This is a genomic window from Mesorhizobium sp. WSM4810 (genome assembly GCF_055811235.1).
The window spans coordinates 1-15,814 of sequence record NZ_JBVVQV010000032.1; the positions used below are offsets into that span (position 1 = coordinate 1).

At 61.2% G+C, this 15,814-nt stretch carries 17 protein-coding genes and 1 tRNA gene; 5 read left to right on the top strand and 13 right to left on the bottom strand.

The annotated features are described in order from the left end of the window. The coding region (locus AC0L3O_RS30410; RefSeq protein ID WP_287174413.1) for a sulfurtransferase TusA family protein at window positions 1-230 on the top strand (230 nt) is incomplete at its 5' end. A gap of 39 nt (window positions 231-269) precedes the next feature. Here AC0L3O_RS30410 and AC0L3O_RS30415 read toward each other — a convergent pair. Further along, a complete protein-coding gene (locus AC0L3O_RS30415) occupies window positions 270-1,382 on the bottom strand; it encodes a CobW family GTP-binding protein (protein WP_473536188.1) in 1,113 nt (370 codons plus the stop codon). Window positions 1,383-1,386: 4 nt separating this feature from the next. Beyond that, entirely contained in the window at window positions 1,387-2,571 is a 1,185-nt protein-coding gene (locus AC0L3O_RS30420) for a D-alanyl-D-alanine carboxypeptidase family protein (RefSeq protein WP_473617444.1), read from the bottom strand. A gap of 311 nt (window positions 2,572-2,882) precedes the next feature. Here AC0L3O_RS30420 and AC0L3O_RS30425 point away from each other — a divergent pair, with 311 nt between their 5' ends. After that, window positions 2,883-4,046 carry a M20 aminoacylase family protein gene (locus tag AC0L3O_RS30425; RefSeq protein WP_287341960.1) on the top strand — a complete coding sequence of 388 codons (1,164 nt, stop codon included), beginning with the start codon at window positions 2,883-2,885 and terminating at the stop codon, window positions 4,044-4,046. A 61-nt stretch (window positions 4,047-4,107) separates the two neighbouring features. Here AC0L3O_RS30425 and AC0L3O_RS30430 read toward each other — a convergent pair whose 3' ends face one another. Next, on the bottom strand, window positions 4,108-4,296 hold the full coding sequence (locus AC0L3O_RS30430; protein ID WP_473617445.1) for a glycine zipper domain-containing protein: 189 nt from the start codon (window positions 4,294-4,296) through the stop codon (window positions 4,108-4,110). Window positions 4,297-4,368: 72 nt separating this feature from the next. Beyond that, a complete protein-coding gene (locus tag AC0L3O_RS30435) occupies window positions 4,369-4,668 on the bottom strand; it encodes a DUF768 domain-containing protein (RefSeq protein WP_023797167.1) in 300 nt (99 codons plus the stop codon). A gap of 160 nt (window positions 4,669-4,828) precedes the next feature. Here AC0L3O_RS30435 and AC0L3O_RS30440 point away from each other — a divergent pair. Further along, window positions 4,829-4,905: transfer RNA gene (locus AC0L3O_RS30440), tRNA-Arg, on the top strand. Window positions 4,906-5,032: 127 nt separating this feature from the next. On the opposite strand, the gene AC0L3O_RS30445 is transcribed toward AC0L3O_RS30440, so the two are convergent. The 3 genes from AC0L3O_RS30445 to AC0L3O_RS30455 all read right to left on the bottom strand — a co-directional run bounded on the left by AC0L3O_RS30445 (window position 5,033) and on the right by AC0L3O_RS30455 (window position 6,720). Next, on the bottom strand, window positions 5,033-5,179 hold the full coding sequence (locus AC0L3O_RS30445; RefSeq protein WP_287283892.1) for a hypothetical protein: 147 nt from the start codon (window positions 5,177-5,179) through the stop codon (window positions 5,033-5,035). A gap of 123 nt (window positions 5,180-5,302) precedes the next feature. Next, entirely contained in the window at window positions 5,303-6,442 is a 1,140-nt protein-coding gene (locus tag AC0L3O_RS30450; protein WP_473617446.1) for a hypothetical protein, read from the bottom strand. A gap of 71 nt (window positions 6,443-6,513) precedes the next feature. Next, on the bottom strand, window positions 6,514-6,720 hold the full coding sequence (locus AC0L3O_RS30455; RefSeq protein WP_473617447.1) for a hypothetical protein: 207 nt from the start codon (window positions 6,718-6,720) through the stop codon (window positions 6,514-6,516). Between the two features lie 116 nt (window positions 6,721-6,836). Between AC0L3O_RS30455 and AC0L3O_RS30460 the strand changes: the two genes are divergently transcribed. Both AC0L3O_RS30460 and AC0L3O_RS30465 read left to right on the top strand, forming a co-directional pair. Then, window positions 6,837-8,582, top strand: coding sequence for an alpha/beta hydrolase (locus AC0L3O_RS30460; protein ID WP_473617449.1), 1,746 nt, complete (start codon window positions 6,837-6,839; stop codon window positions 8,580-8,582). 84 nt (window positions 8,583-8,666) lie between these two features. Further along, a complete protein-coding gene (locus AC0L3O_RS30465; protein ID WP_473617450.1) occupies window positions 8,667-9,794 on the top strand; it encodes a helix-turn-helix transcriptional regulator in 1,128 nt (375 codons plus the stop codon). Between the two features lie 146 nt (window positions 9,795-9,940). Here AC0L3O_RS30465 and AC0L3O_RS30470 read toward each other — a convergent pair whose 3' ends face one another. The 6 genes from AC0L3O_RS30470 to AC0L3O_RS30495 all read right to left on the bottom strand — a co-directional run bounded on the left by AC0L3O_RS30470 (window position 9,941) and on the right by AC0L3O_RS30495 (window position 15,773). Then, the gene (locus tag AC0L3O_RS30470; protein ID WP_287238216.1) at window positions 9,941-10,999 is read right to left on the bottom strand and encodes an ABC transporter ATP-binding protein; all 1,059 of its coding nucleotides are present in this window, start codon (window positions 10,997-10,999) and stop codon (window positions 9,941-9,943) included. A 45-nt stretch (window positions 11,000-11,044) separates the two neighbouring features. Beyond that, the gene (locus AC0L3O_RS30475) at window positions 11,045-11,866 is read right to left on the bottom strand and encodes a carbohydrate ABC transporter permease (protein WP_023797160.1); all 822 of its coding nucleotides are present in this window, start codon (window positions 11,864-11,866) and stop codon (window positions 11,045-11,047) included. Further along, window positions 11,867-12,805: a carbohydrate ABC transporter permease gene (locus AC0L3O_RS30480; protein ID WP_287361537.1), complete on the bottom strand. Its 939-nt coding sequence runs from the start codon at window positions 12,803-12,805 to the stop codon at window positions 11,867-11,869. Beyond that, entirely contained in the window at window positions 12,805-14,142 is a 1,338-nt protein-coding gene (locus AC0L3O_RS30485) for an ABC transporter substrate-binding protein (RefSeq protein WP_473536183.1), read from the bottom strand. The genes AC0L3O_RS30480 and AC0L3O_RS30485 overlap by 1 nt, the downstream gene beginning before the upstream one ends. Before the next feature lie 63 nt (window positions 14,143-14,205). Continuing rightward, window positions 14,206-14,865 (bottom strand): GntR family transcriptional regulator, encoded by a 660-nt coding sequence (locus tag AC0L3O_RS30490; protein ID WP_023797157.1) that lies wholly within the window; start codon window positions 14,863-14,865, stop codon window positions 14,206-14,208. A gap of 23 nt (window positions 14,866-14,888) precedes the next feature. Next, complete coding sequence (locus tag AC0L3O_RS30495; RefSeq protein ID WP_473617451.1) at window positions 14,889-15,773, bottom strand: dihydrodipicolinate synthase family protein; 885 nt, start codon at window positions 15,771-15,773, stop codon at window positions 14,889-14,891. Window positions 15,774-15,814 lie beyond the last annotated feature (41 nt).

Genomic DNA, 15,814 nt, shown 5'->3' on the forward strand with positions numbered 1-15,814 from the left:
CCCCCGCCCCTGTCTACGACCTCAAAGGCCTGAACTGCCCGTTGCCCGTGCTCAAGGCAAAAAAGCGGTTGGCCACAATGAGGCCGGGCAGCCGGCTATGGCTCGAAACCACTGACCCCCTCGCCGTCATCGACATTCCAGCCTTCTGCACCGAGAGCGGCCATCGATTGATCGAAACGGCAGCGATATCAGGCGGCCATCGCTTTCTGGTCGAGCGCGGCGGCGGCTGAGCGGGATAATCTCCTCCCTCGAGGGGGAGATCAGCCGCTTCACCGCCCGGCGATGGCCAGCGGGTTGTTTTCCAGCGCTGCGCGGTCCGGTGTGTCGATCGACGGCCGGTTGGTGAAAGCGGCAAACAGCCGGCGGACGTAATCTTCCGGCATGTCGAGCGTGATCAGCACCAGCCTTGTGCCGCGTTGGCCGTCCGGCCAGGACGGCAGCCGCGCCGGCGGATGCAGGATCTTCTGGACGCCGTGGACGACCAGTGGCCGCGACGGGTCTTCCAGCAATTCGATGACGCCCTTCATGCGCAGCAGGCGCTCGCCATGTGCTGATCGCAACAGGTCGAGGAACATCTCGATCGCCGAAAACGCCACCGGCCCCTCATGAACGAGCGAGTAGGAGCGCACCCGGGAATCGTGCCGATGGTCATGATCGTGGTCGTGGTTGCCGTGGTCATGGTCGTCATGGTGGTGGTGATCATGGGCGGCTTCCTCGCCCAGCCAGCGCCGCACGTCGGCGGACTTGGTGGCTGGGTTGTAGAGGCCGCAATCGAACAGCGCCGCTACATCGGTCCTTCTGTCACCCGCATCGAGCAGTTCGGCACCCGGATTGATCTGCCGCAGCCGCGCCCGCAAGGCCTCGACGTCGCGCGGATCGGTGGCCAGATCGGTTTTCGTCAGCACGATGCGGTCGGCGACCGCCGCCTGCTTCACCGCCTCGACATGGGCGTTTAGCGTCGCATCGCCGTTGACCGCGTCGACTAGCGTGATGACGCCGTCGAGCCGGAAGGCCTCGACCAGCGCCGGATGGGCCATGATCGACTGCAGCACCGGCGCCGGATCGGCGAGGCCGGTGGTTTCGATGACGACGCGGGCAAGCCTGGCGATGCGGCCGGTCTGCAGCCGGTCGACGAGATCGGCCAGCGTGTCGACCAGTTCGCCGCGCATCGTGCAGCAGAGACAGCCGTCGGAAAGCTGGATGATCCCGTCGGAGGCCTGTTCGACCAGGAGATGGTCGATCGCCACCTCGCCGAACTCGTTGATGATGACCGCGGTGTCGGCGAGCGCGGGATCCCTGAGCAGCCGGTTGAGCAGCGTCGTCTTGCCGGCGCCGAGAAAACCGGTCAGCACCGAGACGGCGATGGGAAAGCCGCTGCTCATCAGACTAGTTCACCGCCTTGGCGGGCTCCTGGGCCGCAGTAGCGGAACCGATCACTGCCGGCTCGGCGCCGGGCGGCGGCGGCAGGTCGGGCCGCCAACTCGGCAGCGGCACGTCGGCATACTCCTGGCCCGATGCATCGAGCATGGCTTTCGGTATCGGCCCGGTGGCGCCGCCAAGGCCGACTGCGACCAATGTCGGCGCGTGATCGAGTTTTTTTCGATAGGGAGATTTTGCCGCATTCTTATCGCCGACGGGGGGAGCTTCCGACTGCTCCTTAGCCGGCTTCTTCCTGCAAATCTCGTCATTCAGGTTGTTGATCGATGTGGTGTCGCCATAGGAAGGCAGCGCGGCCACCGTCAGCCAGCCCGGTGTCGGCGTGGCAAAGCCGTGGTCGAGCAGCCTGGCGACGGTCTCGGCGCGGGTGATGGCCGACTTCTCGCCAAGCACCACTGCCACCAGCGTGCGCCCGTCGCGTGTTGCCGAGCCGATCATGTTGAAGCCCGAGGGACAGACGAAACCGGTCTTCATGCCGTCGGCGCCGGGATAGCGGCCGATCAGGAGATTGTAATTCGAGATATGCTTCTTGCCGACGGCCAGGCCCTCGATCGAGAACCATGGGGCATATTGTGAAAATTCCGTGCGGATCGCCATCACCAGCAAGCCGAGATCACGCGCAGTCGTATACTGGTCCGGCGAAAACAGCCCGTTCGGGTTGACGAAATGCGTTCCGGTCATGCCGAGCCGGCGCGCCTCGGCGTTCATGCGTTCGGCGAAAGCGGCCTGCGAACCGCCGATGTTCTCGCCGACGGCCATGGCGACGTCATTGGCCGATTTGACCAGCATCATCTTCAGCGCGTTATCGAGTCGCATGACCGAGCCCGGCTTGAAGCCCATCTTGCTCGGCGGCTCGCTGGCGGAACGCTTGGTGACCTTGATCGGCGAATCGAGCCGGACCTCGCCCGCAGCAATCGCGCGGAACGCCACATAGGCGGTCATCAGCTTGGTCAGCGAGGCAGGATACCAGCGCCTGAAAGCCTCCTGGTGCTGGAGGATCTTGCCATTCTCCAGGTCGAACACGATCGTCGGATTGGCGAGAGCCGGACCGGCCAGCGCCGGCAGCGCCACAGCGCACGCCAGCAATGCATGTCGCGCAAAGGTGCGCAGCGGTTTTGCGATAACGACATGCATAAAAACAACAACGCTAAAGCGCGTCGCATGAGGCCGGTCAAACGCGACGCGCTTTAGTTTGAGGAAATGCCTGTACCGCATGTGGAATCCGAAATCGCCTCTTGCCGCAGTCGCCTCTGGCTCCGTAAGATTTGTTACGCGATCGCCAGCATGGTGATCCGGTCCCTCTATCCGGATCACTATCTTGCGGTGCTATTTAGCCTATGTGACGTCAAGATGGCAAAGTGCCTGAATGACAATTCTAATACAGCAGGCACAATTGCAAAAGCAGCAGGCTGAAGCCGTCTGCTCCAACAGCGAGATGGAACATCATGCCGATCCTGAACCGCGCCGCCGAAATGCAAGACGAGGTCGCCGGCTGGCGCCGCCATCTGCACCAGACGCCAGAGCTGAATTTCGACGTCTTCGAGACCGCCGCCTTCGTCACCGAGAAGCTGCAGGCCTTCGGTTGCGACGACGTGGTGACCGGCCTCGGCAAGACCGGTGTCGTCGGCATCATCCGCGGTCGACTGGGCGAAGGCACGAGCATCGGCCTGCGCGCCGACATGGATGCGCTGCCGCTCAACGAGATCACCGGCAAACCCTACGCCTCGACCATTCCTGGCAAGATGCACGCCTGCGGCCATGACGGCCACACCGCAATGCTGCTTGGTGCCGCCAAATATCTTGCCGAGACGCGCAATTTCGCCGGCTCCGTCGCAGTGATCTTCCAGCCGGCCGAAGAAGGCGGCGGCGGCGGCAACGAGATGGTCAAGGACGGCATGATGGAGCGCTTCGGCATCTCCAAGGTGTTCGGCATGCACAACATGCCGGGCCTGCCGGTCGGACAATTCGCCATCAAGCCGGGCCCGATCATGGCGGCGACCGCCGAATTCACCATCACAGTCAAGGGCAAGGGCGGGCATGCGGCGATGCCGCACGGCACCATCGACCCGATCGTCATCACCAGCCAGCTCGTCGGCGCTCTGCAGACGATCGCCTCGCGCAGCACCGATCCGGTCGAGGCTGTCGTGGTGTCGGTGACGAAATTCCACGCCGGCGACGCCTACAATGTCATTCCCGAGAGCGCCGAGATCGCCGGCACCGTGCGCACGCTGAAGAAGGAGGTCGCCAGGAAGGCTGAGCAGCGCCTGCGCGCCATCTGCGAGGGCGTCGGCGCGGCCTTCGGCGCAACGATCGAGGTCGATTACAAAGCCAATTATCCCGTCACCTTCAACCATCCGGAGGAGACGGTCTTTGCCAGCGATGTCGCCGCTGAAATCGCCGGCGAGGCACAGGTGCAACGCGCCATCCAGCCGGTGATGGGCGGCGAGGATTTCTCCTACATGCTGGAAGCGCGGCCGGGCGCCTTCATCTTCATCGGCAATGGCGACACCGCCGGTCTTCACAACCCTGCCTACGACTTCAATGACGAGGTCATCCCGCACGGCATGAGCTATTGGGTGAAGCTCGCGGAGACGGCGCTGGCCGCCTGATGCATCGGCCATAAAACCGCCCTGCGGCTTGATCCGAGGGGTGCGCCGTGATTTGGGATGGCTACAAGGCGGTCGGGCCCGGGACGTGGCGATGCTCCGATCGTCGCTTCCGACCGGACCGCCTCCGCGCAAGACCCAGGGCAATGCCCAGGGCGATACCGATTCCGATACCCGCAATAATATTGTCCAATGCGACGCCGATAGCCACGCCGATCACGACGCCGAGTGTGATGTGTTTGGCATCTATCATGCCGGGTCATGTAGAGTGGAAGGGGAGAGCCGCAACCGCTGGTCGGCTGCCATCCGATGTTGCCTGGGACCGCTACGGCCCGCTCTTCGGGTCGTCGACCTCCAGCGCCTCCATGACGGGCGCCAGATCACTCTCTTCGGCCGGATCGGCAGCCGGCGGCTGTTCGCCTGTCCTGGCCTTGCTCAGAGCTTTCTCAATGGCCTCTTCGATGTCGCCGATCTCGTCTTGGCGCACCTCGTGACCATAGCCGGCCGCATCGGCATCCTGCTCGAATTGCTGAACCAGGACGGCCACGCTCACTTCGCTTTCCGCGGGCAGGTTACCGACGTTCTCCTGGAGCCAGGTTTCGAAGAATTCTTTCGTGGCACTCATGCGGGTCTCTCCTTCGGCACACTAAAGCGCGGCGGTGGTCCGAAGTTCCGCTGTTTCCGGCTCATCTTTGCGGTCCACTCGCGACCGGCCGATTGCGTCAAGCTTGCCGCAACCTTGCCTCTTGGCGAAACGATCCGAAGCGGTTATGTGTCGGCCGCGTGGTCCCGTAGCTCAGTAGGATAGAGCGGCAGATTCCTAATCTGTAGGTCACAGGTTCGATTCCTGTCGGGATCACCACGCTTTTCAATTACTTAGCGAGCCATCGCCGTAACCGGGGCAAAACCGGTGGCGGACGCGGCGTTATAACTCGGGTGTATCGGGTTAGAGCGGGTGGCGGTTTGGCGGGCGGCGTGATTCTGTCGGGCTATGGCGAAGCCACCGCGGGCAGCATGAGCGGATTTTTCACGACCATAGCCGTGGCAAGAGCGAAAACCAGAAGCAGCACTGAAATTAGGACGAGGCCGCTGCCACCGATCAGCAACGGCACCACCACCACCAGCGCCTGCGGCATCGGAGAGACGCTTTCGCGGACGTTGCAATAGGCCCGAGCAGTGCAATTCGGATGCTTACGCCCGATGTGGCGAGCGGTCCGGCCGGCTACCTGTGGCCATCATAAGCTTGCCGCGGCAAGTGACTAGCGGAACAGATATTTTGATACCTCTGGATTGCCTCGTCGCCACATAACGTTATCCAGGAAGTAGTGGTGCACGTTGATGAATATCCACGCTATGAAGAGGAACAGCGACGAGCCGAGCACCTCTTTATTATAAGGAATCAAAGCAGACAACGCGATCGGGACCAGCCAGAAACCGAGAATCCCAAGAATACTGCCAATGATGATAAAGCCCAGCACTCGCAACCTATACATCGGGCCAATAATGGACAGGACCTTGAATTCGGGTTCTATAACAGCATCTGAACGGTCGAGCTCTACATTGGTCTGATAACGCCAGACCACCGCCAGGTACTGCAACGAATGGAGCGCCGGCACCACAAGCAACCAGAGCGGGTTTATCCTCACAAATAGAATCCAGGCGTATAGAGACACGACGTAAGCGACGACGCCGTTGTACGGTAGCGTGCCACCATGCTTGCGCCAGCGATTGATCAGCATCACGACCGTGGCTGCCGTGGAAGCAGCGGCGGCAAATACGGCAATATTGGTGACCCATGAGGCGGCGGCAAATGTGTAGTAGTCCAAGCCCCAGAATTGCCTTTCGGTGATCACCGCGTTTGTCTGAAGCCAAGCGAACAGCCATACGGCATAGCCGTTGAACAGCAGCACTTTCTTGTCTTGCTCGTTGAAGAACCTGCGCTTCAATACGGCGTCCACCATCAGCACGCCGTAGCCTTGCTTGACATAGTGCCAGCCCACAAAAAAGGCCATCGCATTGCCAGCATACCCCAGCAGGCGCGCATTCCCCGCTATTGAACCGTAAGCAAAAAAGCCGCCCATGATCAGCGGGACGACAATGCCCGCGAAGATGTAACGGACCTGAAGGTTCTTGTCATATCCGTCTCCGCGCACCTTCCGCCCGAAATTGCGATAGAAAAGTTGATACGAGTGGGCAAAGTGCGGATGGTTTATCAGATGAGCCAGCAACAACATCGTTGCGCCCACGAAACCTTCGTATTTAAGAGGGACAAAAAACAAGACCGGCAGGATGAGGAACGCGCTCCCGCCAAGCATGAGAAAGTCAGCGACCGGACCAAAAAGATACTTCTGTGGGGCCGCCGCCACAGGAACCGCATCCGCCGAAAGGTGAAGTGCCATATTTATGCCCCTTGGGGAAACTCATTTAACAAGCCCGTCGTTTCCTAACGGTTAACGTGAAACGGTTGTGATCACGATAATTGTTGGTCGTTCCATCGCTGCGGCATTCTTCTTGTGCCCGTCGCGATAGCGTTCCAGGCAAAGCGCATTGTGGGATTCGCAATCGCGTGCATGCCGACGATCTCGTCGGCATGCGCCAACCCGAACGCGACGGCGATCTCGTCACGATAGCCCTGGATTGCTGCCGCCGCCCGACGGAGTAAGTCGGCGCGCTCCACAGGCTCAGGGGTACGGCAACGGTGACAACTGCCCTGACGCCACGGTCGCCATGATCCTATACCCAAATGGGTCATGCGCGGCCCATGGAACCACTCTATTATTGATGAGGGGTAGCTTGCTGCGAGCAAAATCGCACTTGGCAATTGGTGGGGCAGGGGGAAACTACGATCATTCCTACGACCGCGCTGATGTCAAAGCTCAGTGGGTGGCGAGCGAATGCTTCAGGCCTTGCTTCATGCTGGAGGGCAACATGCGCGCCTCTTTTCGACGTATGTTCATCAATCTGGATCGAGTACTCCTTAAGCTCGCGTCAGCTGTACTTCTCTTTTGCGCGTGGAGCGGGGATATCCATGCCGGAGAGTTCAAGAAAACGAATTGCTGGTTCGAGGTTCCGCGCGACCGTGGAATGACCTGCGGGACTCTCAATGTCCCTGAAAACCGCAAAAAAGCTTCTGAGACTGAAATCACTCTATCGGTGGTGGTCTTCGAGCCCGACCGCGAGCGGCATGAGCCCGTTGTGTTTCTCACGGGCGGGCCTGGCCAGCCCACTGATATCGGCGACAGGGAAGACATAGCGGCATGGTGGCAGTTCATAAGCGATCAAAGTTGGATGATCGGGCGCCGAGTGGTCGTGGTCGACCAACGAGGGATAGGAAAGTCAATTCCCAGGCTCAGCTGTTCGCGATACTTCAAGGCCGATCATTGGAACTCCATTTCGCTAAGCGTCGATGCTGAAATCAGCTTTGACAAGCTCATGAGAGATGAGGTGGTCGCGTGCCGAAGCGCGCTGATAGCAAAGGGCATTGACCTCTTCGCCTACAACACCGCCGAAAATGCAGCAGACGTCAACGACGTTCGCATGGCTCTTGGCATAAAGAAGTGGGTACTCTACGGCGTCTCTTACGGCACAAGAGTTGCCTTGGAAGTGATGAACGAGCATCCAGAGGGCGTCTCGGCGAGCATTCTGGATTCCGTTCTTCCCCTTGATATCGACTACCTCAAGGAAGATGGGCGAAATCTGGATCGTTCCTTGCGACTGCTGGAACGAGATTGCCAAAAATCAAAAAATTGCATGCGCGGGCTGGGAGACGCGGTGCGAGCGATCGTAAAGCAGCTGGACAAACAGCCGGTGCTTTTGCGGAGCGATGACGGAGAAAACGCTCCCGCTCAGTACAGATATGTCTCCGGCGCAGATTTTCTTGAGCTTATATTCGGGTTGCTATATGATAGTTACGCTATTGAAGATCTTCCAAAGCTAGTCGAGAAAACATACGAAAACGATTTCAGACCGCTTGCGGATATGATCTTTGAGCATGACGATACCGAGATTGCGCAGGGCATGGATTTTTCGGTCACTTGCTCTGAGACCAACAGATCCGAGCTGCCTGACAAGCGCTTCGAATACTGGACGAAGTGGATCGGAGAGGCCGACTATACCTGGGTTTGCCCGCTCTGGTTTCCCCAGGGAATGACGGTTTCGCAAAAGCATCCCCGCCGCCTGGATATCCCGACCCTGCTGTTGTCGGGCGAGTATGATCCGGCAACACCAACTCACTGGGCATATCGTGCGGCCAAAAGCCTTCCTTTTGGGCAGGTCGTCGTGCTTCGCGGGATTGGGCACGATGTGATCGATTCCGACCCTTGCGGATCGGAGGTCGTCGCCGACTTCCTGGCAAACCCCAGACGCAAGCTGAAGACTGAGTGCATTGGGCGGATGCAGGCTCCGCAGTTCACCGCCGCGGCGGAGGAGCAGTGGCAGGAGCCAGCAACACAGCGGGCTGCGGCGATAAGGTCGCCAAAGCAGATGAGGTCGCCGTTCCGGTTCAGGCATCGCTCTTCAACATTGCCCAGAAAACACTAGTTCTCCTGGCGGCAAGCACCGCCAAGCTGCATCACGATCGCGGGCGGCCCTGAGGGCGGCCCGACTCGCTATTCGAGATTCGGTGTGTTTAGATGGGTGCCTACCAAGGGGCTGGCGGTGGGCGCTGCTTTCGATTTTGACGCGATCGGTGTTGCCTTTGTCGAGGCAGCCCTCGATCCATCACGCTGGGATTCCGCGATGGAGGTGGCAGAAAAGGCCACCGGGAGCGCCGGAGCGCTGCTCTTCGACATAAAAGGGCACCTGCCACTCGTGCCTTGCAGCCACACCATGGCCCCTGCTCTCGACACCTATGTCCGCGATGGTTGGATTGACCGCGACGAGCGGTATCGCCTCATCAACTTCCTCGATCGGAAAGGGGTCACCTCGGAGTTCGACCTGCTGACGTCAGACGATATCGCCAAGCATCCATACTACCAGGAATTCCTCGCGCCATTCGGCCTGCGATGGTGCGCGGCCGTCAAGATCGCCGCCGGAGACGACTTCTGGGCGCTGTCGCTGCAACGGTCGATCCAACAGGGTCCGTTTACGCCAGACGAGATGAGACAGCTGGCGGACCTTTCGAAACAGCTGGGCTCTGTGGCCGCAGTTGCGCGGGCAATAGGTTTCGGGAGGGCCGACGCGGCACTGGATGCGTTTAGCGCCACCGAAACGCCTGCGGTCATGTTGGACAGAAGTGGCAATGTCCTCCGGTCCAACGCTCCGGCGGAAAGGCTTCTGGGGCGGGGTCTGCAGATTACGCGCCGACGTCTGGTCTCCTTTGACCGAACCGCGACCGATGCTCTCGACCGATCGCTGAAAGCGCTGCTGTGTTCGCCGGACACTGCCGCATCGATGCCACCCGTGCCGCTGCCCAGACTGCAAGGGCGGCCGCTTCTTGCCTATCCGTTGCGACTGCCGAAAGTCTCCTACAACGCGCTGGCGCCGTGCCAGGCAATCGTCATCCTCATTGATCCTGACGCGAGACCTCCTCCTGCTGAAGCCGTGCTGCAGTCCTGCTTCAGGCTGACAGCGTCCGAAGCGAGGCTGGCGAGAAAGATTTGCGCGGGACACGGCGTTGAAGCGGCAGCCGACGAACTTGGCGTTTCCTATGAGACCGGGCGCAACCAGCTGAAATCGGTCTTCGCGAAGACGCAGACGCATCGGCAGTCGGAGCTGGTCGCGCTTCTCACAAGGCTCTCGAAGGGCCGATAGTTCGCGCAACACCGTTCTGTCCAGTACCATCGGTTGTTGCACGTCGGTGGAAACGCGTGTGGCGACAGGCGCCGCAATTGGTACTGCGACGCTTTTGCGTGAGTATCGTCTTGGCGTCGGCGAACCCGCCGCGCAGGCCACGCCAATCACATACGCCGGCCGGTTTTCGCTTCGAACAGGTGGGCGCAGGCGCGATCGACTTCGATCCGTATCGGCGCGCCCTGCTTGAGCGGCAGCCGCTCGCGGAACAGGCAGGCAATTTCCTCGCCGGCGCAGTCGACCTTGGCGAAGATTTCCGAACCCGTGGCTTCCAGAAGCGTGACCGTGCCCGGCATGCCCTGGGCAGTTGCGCGGATGTGCTCGGGACGGATGCCGTAGACAAGTTCGCGTCCTGCAGCGTCGGTCGGACGGGCGCCTTCCGGCAGCGGCAGGATCAGCCCACCAGCGCTGCGGAACACGCCTTCCTCGATGCGGCCGGCAATAAAATTCATGGCGGGCGAGCCGATAAAGCCGGCAACGAAGAGGTTGGCCGGCTGGTCGTAGAGGTCGAGCGGCGCGCCGATCTGCTCGACCAGGCCGTCATGCAGCACGACGATCTTGTCGGCCATCGTCATGGCTTCGATCTGGTCATGCGTGACGTAGATCGTGGTGGTGCCGAGCCGCTGGTGCAGCGCCTTGATCTCGCCGCGCATCTGGACGCGCAGCTTGGCGTCGAGATTGGAGAGCGGCTCGTCGAACAGGAAAACCTGCGGGTCGCGCACGATGGCGCGGCCCATGGCAACGCGCTGGCGCTGGCCGCCGGAGAGCTGACGCGGATAGCGCTCAAGCAGCTTTTCCAGGCCGAGGATATTGGCGGCATTCCTGACGCGGCCGGCGGTATCGGCCGGATCGGCTTTCTTGATCTTGAGCGCAAAGCCCATATTGTCGGCCACGGTCATATGCGGATAGAGCGCGTAATTCTGGAACACCATGGCGATGTTGCGGTCCCGCGCCCGCAGATTGTTGACCATGCGTTCGCCAATGGTGATCTTCCCGCCCGAGATCGTTTCAAGTCCGGCGATCATGCGCAGCAGCGTCGACTTTCCGCATCCCGACGGGCCGACCAGGATGACGAATTCGCCGTCGGCGATATCGACACTGACGTCGTGAATGATCTTGGTGGCTCCGAAAGCCTTCTGCACGTTGTTGATGGTTACCGATGCCATTGGATTTCTCCGGGAGAAAAATTGATGTCGAGCTAGAGTTCGTCTTCAGCCGCCCTTGACCGCGCCGGCGGTCAGTCCGGCGACGATCTGCTTTTGCGCGAACATGGTCAGCACCAGCACCGGCAGCGTCACCACCAGTGCGGCGGCGGCGAGCGGCCCCCAGCTCACCTGCTCGTAGGAAAGCATATTGTAGACGGCGACCGGCAGCGTCCGCGTCTCACGGCTGGCGAGCACCACGCCGAAGACGAAATTGTTCCACGAAAAGATGACCGACAGGATGAAGGCGACAACGATGCCCGGCTTGGCGATGGGCAGGGCGACCAGCCGGAACACCTGCCAGGAGCTGGCGCCGTCGATATTGGCCGCCTCTTCCAGTTCCATCGGCGTGGTTTCGAAATAGCCGATCATCACCCAGACCACGATCGGCACCGTCACCACCAGGTGGATGATGATCTGCGGCCAGAGCGTGCCGAGTATCCCGATCCATTGGAACAGCAAAAACAGCGGGATGAGATAGGACAGTCCCGGCGTCATGCGGGCGATCATGATGACGACCGCCGATTTTTCGGCCTTGAGCCGCGCTATGCCATAGCCGGCCGGTACGCCGATCAGCAGCGCCAGCAGTGTCGCCGTGCCGGTCACCAGAACCGAATTCCAGAGATAGAGCAGGAAATTGTTCTCCTCGAACACTTTTACATAGTTCGACCAGGCGAAGCGTTCGGGGATCAGGATCGGCGGATAGGCGCCGTTGTCGATCTCGAATTTCAGCGAAAGCGAGATCATCCAGAGAAAGAAAAGAATCGCCGGCGAGACGATGACCAGAGCCGCGAAAAACAGGCCGATCTGGTTGAGCAACCGTGAGCTCATCTATTTGCCCTCCGCGTCGTTCCACTGCGAGCGCTGTCGCAGCATCAGGAGGATGAAGGACAGCGCCACGATGACAATGAAGAACACCACGGCCATGGCCGAGCCATAGCCGATGTCGTAATAGGAGAAGGCGGTGTTGTAGAGATAGATGTTGATGGTTTCGGACGCCGTGCCCGGTCCGCCCTGGGTCATCGCATAGATGATGTCGAAGCTCTTCAGCGCATCGATGGTGCGGATGATCAACGCAATCATCAGGAACGGCGCGATCATCGGCAAAGTGAGGTAGCGGAATTGCTGCCAGGCATTGGCGCCGTCGATCTCGGCGCTCTCGAACGGCTCGCGCGGCACCGAGGCCAGCCCGCCCAGCACGATCAGCATCACCAGCGGCGTCCACTGCCAGGTCTCGACCGCGACCAGCGAAGGGATGACCGTGTTGGCGTTGAATATCCATTCCTGCGCCGGGATGCCGACCAGCGATAGAAGGTAGTTGAGCACCCCGAGCTGGGGATGGAACATCATGGTCCAGACCAGCGCCACGGCAACCGGCGTTGCCATCATCGGCATGACGAAGACGCCGCGCAGCAGGCCGCGCAGCGGAAACCTGGCGTCGAAGATCAGGGCGGCGACAGTGCCCAAGAACATCGGCGCTGCCACCGACAGCGAGGTGTAGGTCAGCGTATGAACAAGCGATTCCCAGAATCGCGGGTCGCTGGCCAGGCGGAGATAGTTTTCCATCCCGGCAAAGCTCCGCGACTGGCCGAGCGTCCAGCGGTTGACGCTCATCCAGAGCGTGAACGCCCAGGGAAAGACGATCACGGCGCTAACGACGACGAGCGCCGGAACGACGAAGGGCCAGTAGTTGGGAGCCAGCCGGATCGTCTGGCTCCCTTCGATGGCTTGCGTCGTCACCCCGGTGCGTTCAGGGGCGATGGCGGACATCAGCCCTGCTCGCTCCTGTCGAGAACCGGCTGGAACTGCGCGGTGGCCTTCTTCAGTTCTTCGGCAGGATCGGCACCGGCAATCATGTTGGTCAACGCCACGCCGTAGATGTCGCGGAACTCGGTGACAGGGATGATCACCGGCAGCGCCAGCCTGCTGATATTGCCGGACTGAACCACTGCATCGAGCCAGCTTGCCGGCATGGTGACGCCTTCGCGCACCTTTGGGTCTTCCAGCACCGACTTGCGGAAAGGCACGCCGGCGCCGGCCTGGAGCAGGCGTGCGCCCATCGCCGGGGAAACCGCCCACTGACAGAACAGATAGGCGGCCTCCTTCTTTTCACTGGAGGCGGTCACGCCGAGGCCGTCGCCAAACGTCCCGGAGGCATGCGCCTTGGGCCCCTTGGGCATGACGCCGTAGCCGACCTTGCCGACCACGCGCGACTTTTCGGGATTTTCCATCGGCGGGGCAAAACCGACGCCATCGAACCACATGCCGATCTTGCCTTGCAGGAAGGCGGACTGCGCTTCCGCCCAATTGAAGCCGGTGACGCCCGGAGGGGCGGACTTGGTCATCAGCCTCTGGTAGAGGGCAGCGGCCTCGATCGCCTCGGGCGTTTCGGTGCGCAGCTTTCCCTTGTCGTCGAGCGGCGTCATGTCGTAGCCGAGCATCAGCGACGTCCACACCGGCGTGTTGGCATTCTTGAGGCCGCGGGCGACGAAACCGAACGTGTTGGTCGATGGATCGGTCAGCGCTTCGGCGGCGGCCACCAGTTGGTCGAACGATTCAGGGTATTTGAGGCCCTTGGCCTCGAACAGCTCCTTGTTCCAGTAGACGATCCAGTAGTCCACCGAGAAGGGCAGCGAACGCAGCACGCCCTGGTTGTCCTTGGCGAAAAGCATGCCGGCCTCGGCGAAATCGCTTTCGACCAGGCCGGGATCGGTCAGGGTCGGATCGGCGAGATAGCCGGCAATGTCGGCCAGCCAGCCACCCTTTTCGAACTGGCGCTTCTGCACGTGATAGCTCAAATGCACGACATCGAAGCTCGGTCTGCCGGAACTGAGCTCGATCACTGTCTTCTGCCGCTGCTGCTGTTCCGGCGTCGCCTCGGCATTGACCTTGATGCCGGTCAGTTCCTCGAATTCGGCGATGTATTTCAGGATGGTGTCGCTGCGCGGGCTTTTCACCAGATTGACATCGAGCGTGGTGCCGGAAAAGCGCTTCCAGTCGACGCTGGCGGAAAAGCTCGGGCGAAGGCCGGCCAGGCCCGCGGCGGCGAGCGCCGTGGTTCCTGCAAGGACTTGCCTTCTCGTTGGCTTGAACGGATTGGACGACATTTCTTCCTCCCTTGGGTTGCTGTCGTTGTGGATAGTGTCGCGGCAGCCGCGAACCATATGTCCTCAGATCTGGAGCGCCAACCGGCGCGCATTGTCGATATGCCGGCTGATCGCCTCGACCGCCTTTTGCGGATCGCGGCTCTCGAGCGCTTCGATCACCGTCAGGTGCTCCTGCATTACCGGCACGACGCGCCCATCGATGCGGAAACGCTCCTGGTGGATCAGCCTGATCTTTACCGAATTGACCAGATACGCCTTGGCGATGATCTCGTTGCCCAGCGCATCGATGAAGGTGTCGTGCATGGCCCAATCGATGTTCTGGGCCTTGGCTTCCATTTCCGGCGTGGGCGTCTGCGACAAGGCTTGAGCCAGCATGTCCTCATGTTCGCGCCGCAGGCGGGCAAGCACGGCGTCGGAGGCGTTGACGGTGAACAGCGCCACCGCCTCACGCTCCATGAACAGGCGAAACTGGAAGGCCTCGCGGATCAGGTTGATGTCGATATGGGCGATCTGCATGCCGCGCTGCGGGATGGTCGTCAAAAGCCCTTCGGCCTCGAGACGCGGCACGATCTCGCGGATGGCGCCAAGCGGCAGCCCGGTAAAGGCAACCAGTTCGCGCTGCGACACGAACTGTCCCGGCCGCAGATCGCGGGCCAGCAAATGCCGCGTGAAGCTGGCATAAGCTCTTTCCCTGAGGGTTGCCGGTTCGCTGCTGTCGTCCATTTCAGCGCGCTTCCCTTTGCCGGTCAGGCCGGCTCTGTCGCAAACAGCCTGTCATAGGCGGCAGCAAGCTGTTGCCGCCCCTGCGAACCGATCGGCTCCAGCGGCGGACGGACCGCCAGCCAGCGCTCGTCGCCGGTTTTGCGCGCCACCATGACCTTCACCGCCGGGATGACCGAATATCTAAGCAATTCGAGCACGAAGCTCTCGACACGGGCATCGTCGCGCCCATCCTCGGCCATGGCGCGGATTTCGCCGGTTACGAAATTGGCCATGCCGGAAATGGCGCCCTGCCCGCCCTGACGCACGCTTCTGGCCAGGTGCCGCTCGTCGCCGATCAGGATCACCATGTCGCCATGGGCTCTTAGCAGCGCCTCGCTGTAACTCCAGTCGCCACCCGAATCCTTGACACCGGCGATCACGCCGGGGAAGGCCGCACACAGCCGACCGATCAGGGTAAGCGGGAGCGGCACCATGGTGACAGAGGGGATGTTGTAGAGGAGGATGCCGCGAGCCAGCGGCCCGAGCGCAGCGAAGACGGCAGAAAACCATCCGAACAGCCCGTCCTCGCCGACATTCTTGAAGTAACTCGGCGGAGCCAGCAGGATGTTGCGGACGCCGCACTGCAAGGCATGCCGCGCCTGTTCGGCGGCGTCTTCGGCTGCATCGACCAGCACGCCGGCAACGAGCCGATGCGCCGGAATGCCGGCGGCCAGCATGGCCTCGGTAACAATCCGCCGCTCTGCCGTGCCCACGGAAGCGCCTTCCCCGGTGGTGCCGAACAGCGTGGCGCTGCTGCAGCCGGCGCCAAGGCAAGCCCGGGCCTGCGTGACCATGGGAAGGATGGCGATTTGCCCGGACGCATCGAAAGGCGTGGCGAGAGCAACCGAAAGACCAAAGCGCAAGACCACTATTTTCTCCAGATGTCGGCGTGCAATCAGTACTACCACAC

Excerpts from the sequence above, each read along its gene's own strand:
- AC0L3O_RS30415 (WP_473536188.1), bottom strand. The coding sequence starts at position 1,382 with ATGAGCAGCGGCTTTCCCATCGCCGTCTCGGTGCTGACCGGTTTTCTC.
- AC0L3O_RS30420 (WP_473617444.1), bottom strand. The coding sequence starts at position 2,571 with ATGCATGTCGTTATCGCAAAACCGCTGCGCACCTTTGCGCGACATGCA.
- AC0L3O_RS30425 (WP_287341960.1), top strand. The coding sequence starts at position 2,883 with ATGCCGATCCTGAACCGCGCCGCCGAAATGCAAGACGAGGTCGCCGGC.
- AC0L3O_RS30430 (WP_473617445.1), bottom strand. The coding sequence starts at position 4,296 with ATGATAGATGCCAAACACATCACACTCGGCGTCGTGATCGGCGTGGCT.
- AC0L3O_RS30435 (WP_023797167.1), bottom strand. The coding sequence starts at position 4,668 with ATGAGTGCCACGAAAGAATTCTTCGAAACCTGGCTCCAGGAGAACGTC.
- AC0L3O_RS30445 (WP_287283892.1), bottom strand. The coding sequence starts at position 5,179 with ATGCCGCAGGCGCTGGTGGTGGTGGTGCCGTTGCTGATCGGTGGCAGC.
- AC0L3O_RS30450 (WP_473617446.1), bottom strand. The coding sequence starts at position 6,442 with ATGGCACTTCACCTTTCGGCGGATGCGGTTCCTGTGGCGGCGGCCCCA.
- AC0L3O_RS30470 (WP_287238216.1), bottom strand. The coding sequence starts at position 10,999 with ATGGCATCGGTAACCATCAACAACGTGCAGAAGGCTTTCGGAGCCACC.
- AC0L3O_RS30475 (WP_023797160.1), bottom strand. The coding sequence starts at position 11,866 with ATGAGCTCACGGTTGCTCAACCAGATCGGCCTGTTTTTCGCGGCTCTG.
- AC0L3O_RS30480 (WP_287361537.1), bottom strand. The coding sequence starts at position 12,805 with ATGTCCGCCATCGCCCCTGAACGCACCGGGGTGACGACGCAAGCCATC.
- AC0L3O_RS30485 (WP_473536183.1), bottom strand. The coding sequence starts at position 14,142 with ATGTCGTCCAATCCGTTCAAGCCAACGAGAAGGCAAGTCCTTGCAGGA.
- AC0L3O_RS30490 (WP_023797157.1), bottom strand. The coding sequence starts at position 14,865 with ATGGACGACAGCAGCGAACCGGCAACCCTCAGGGAAAGAGCTTATGCC.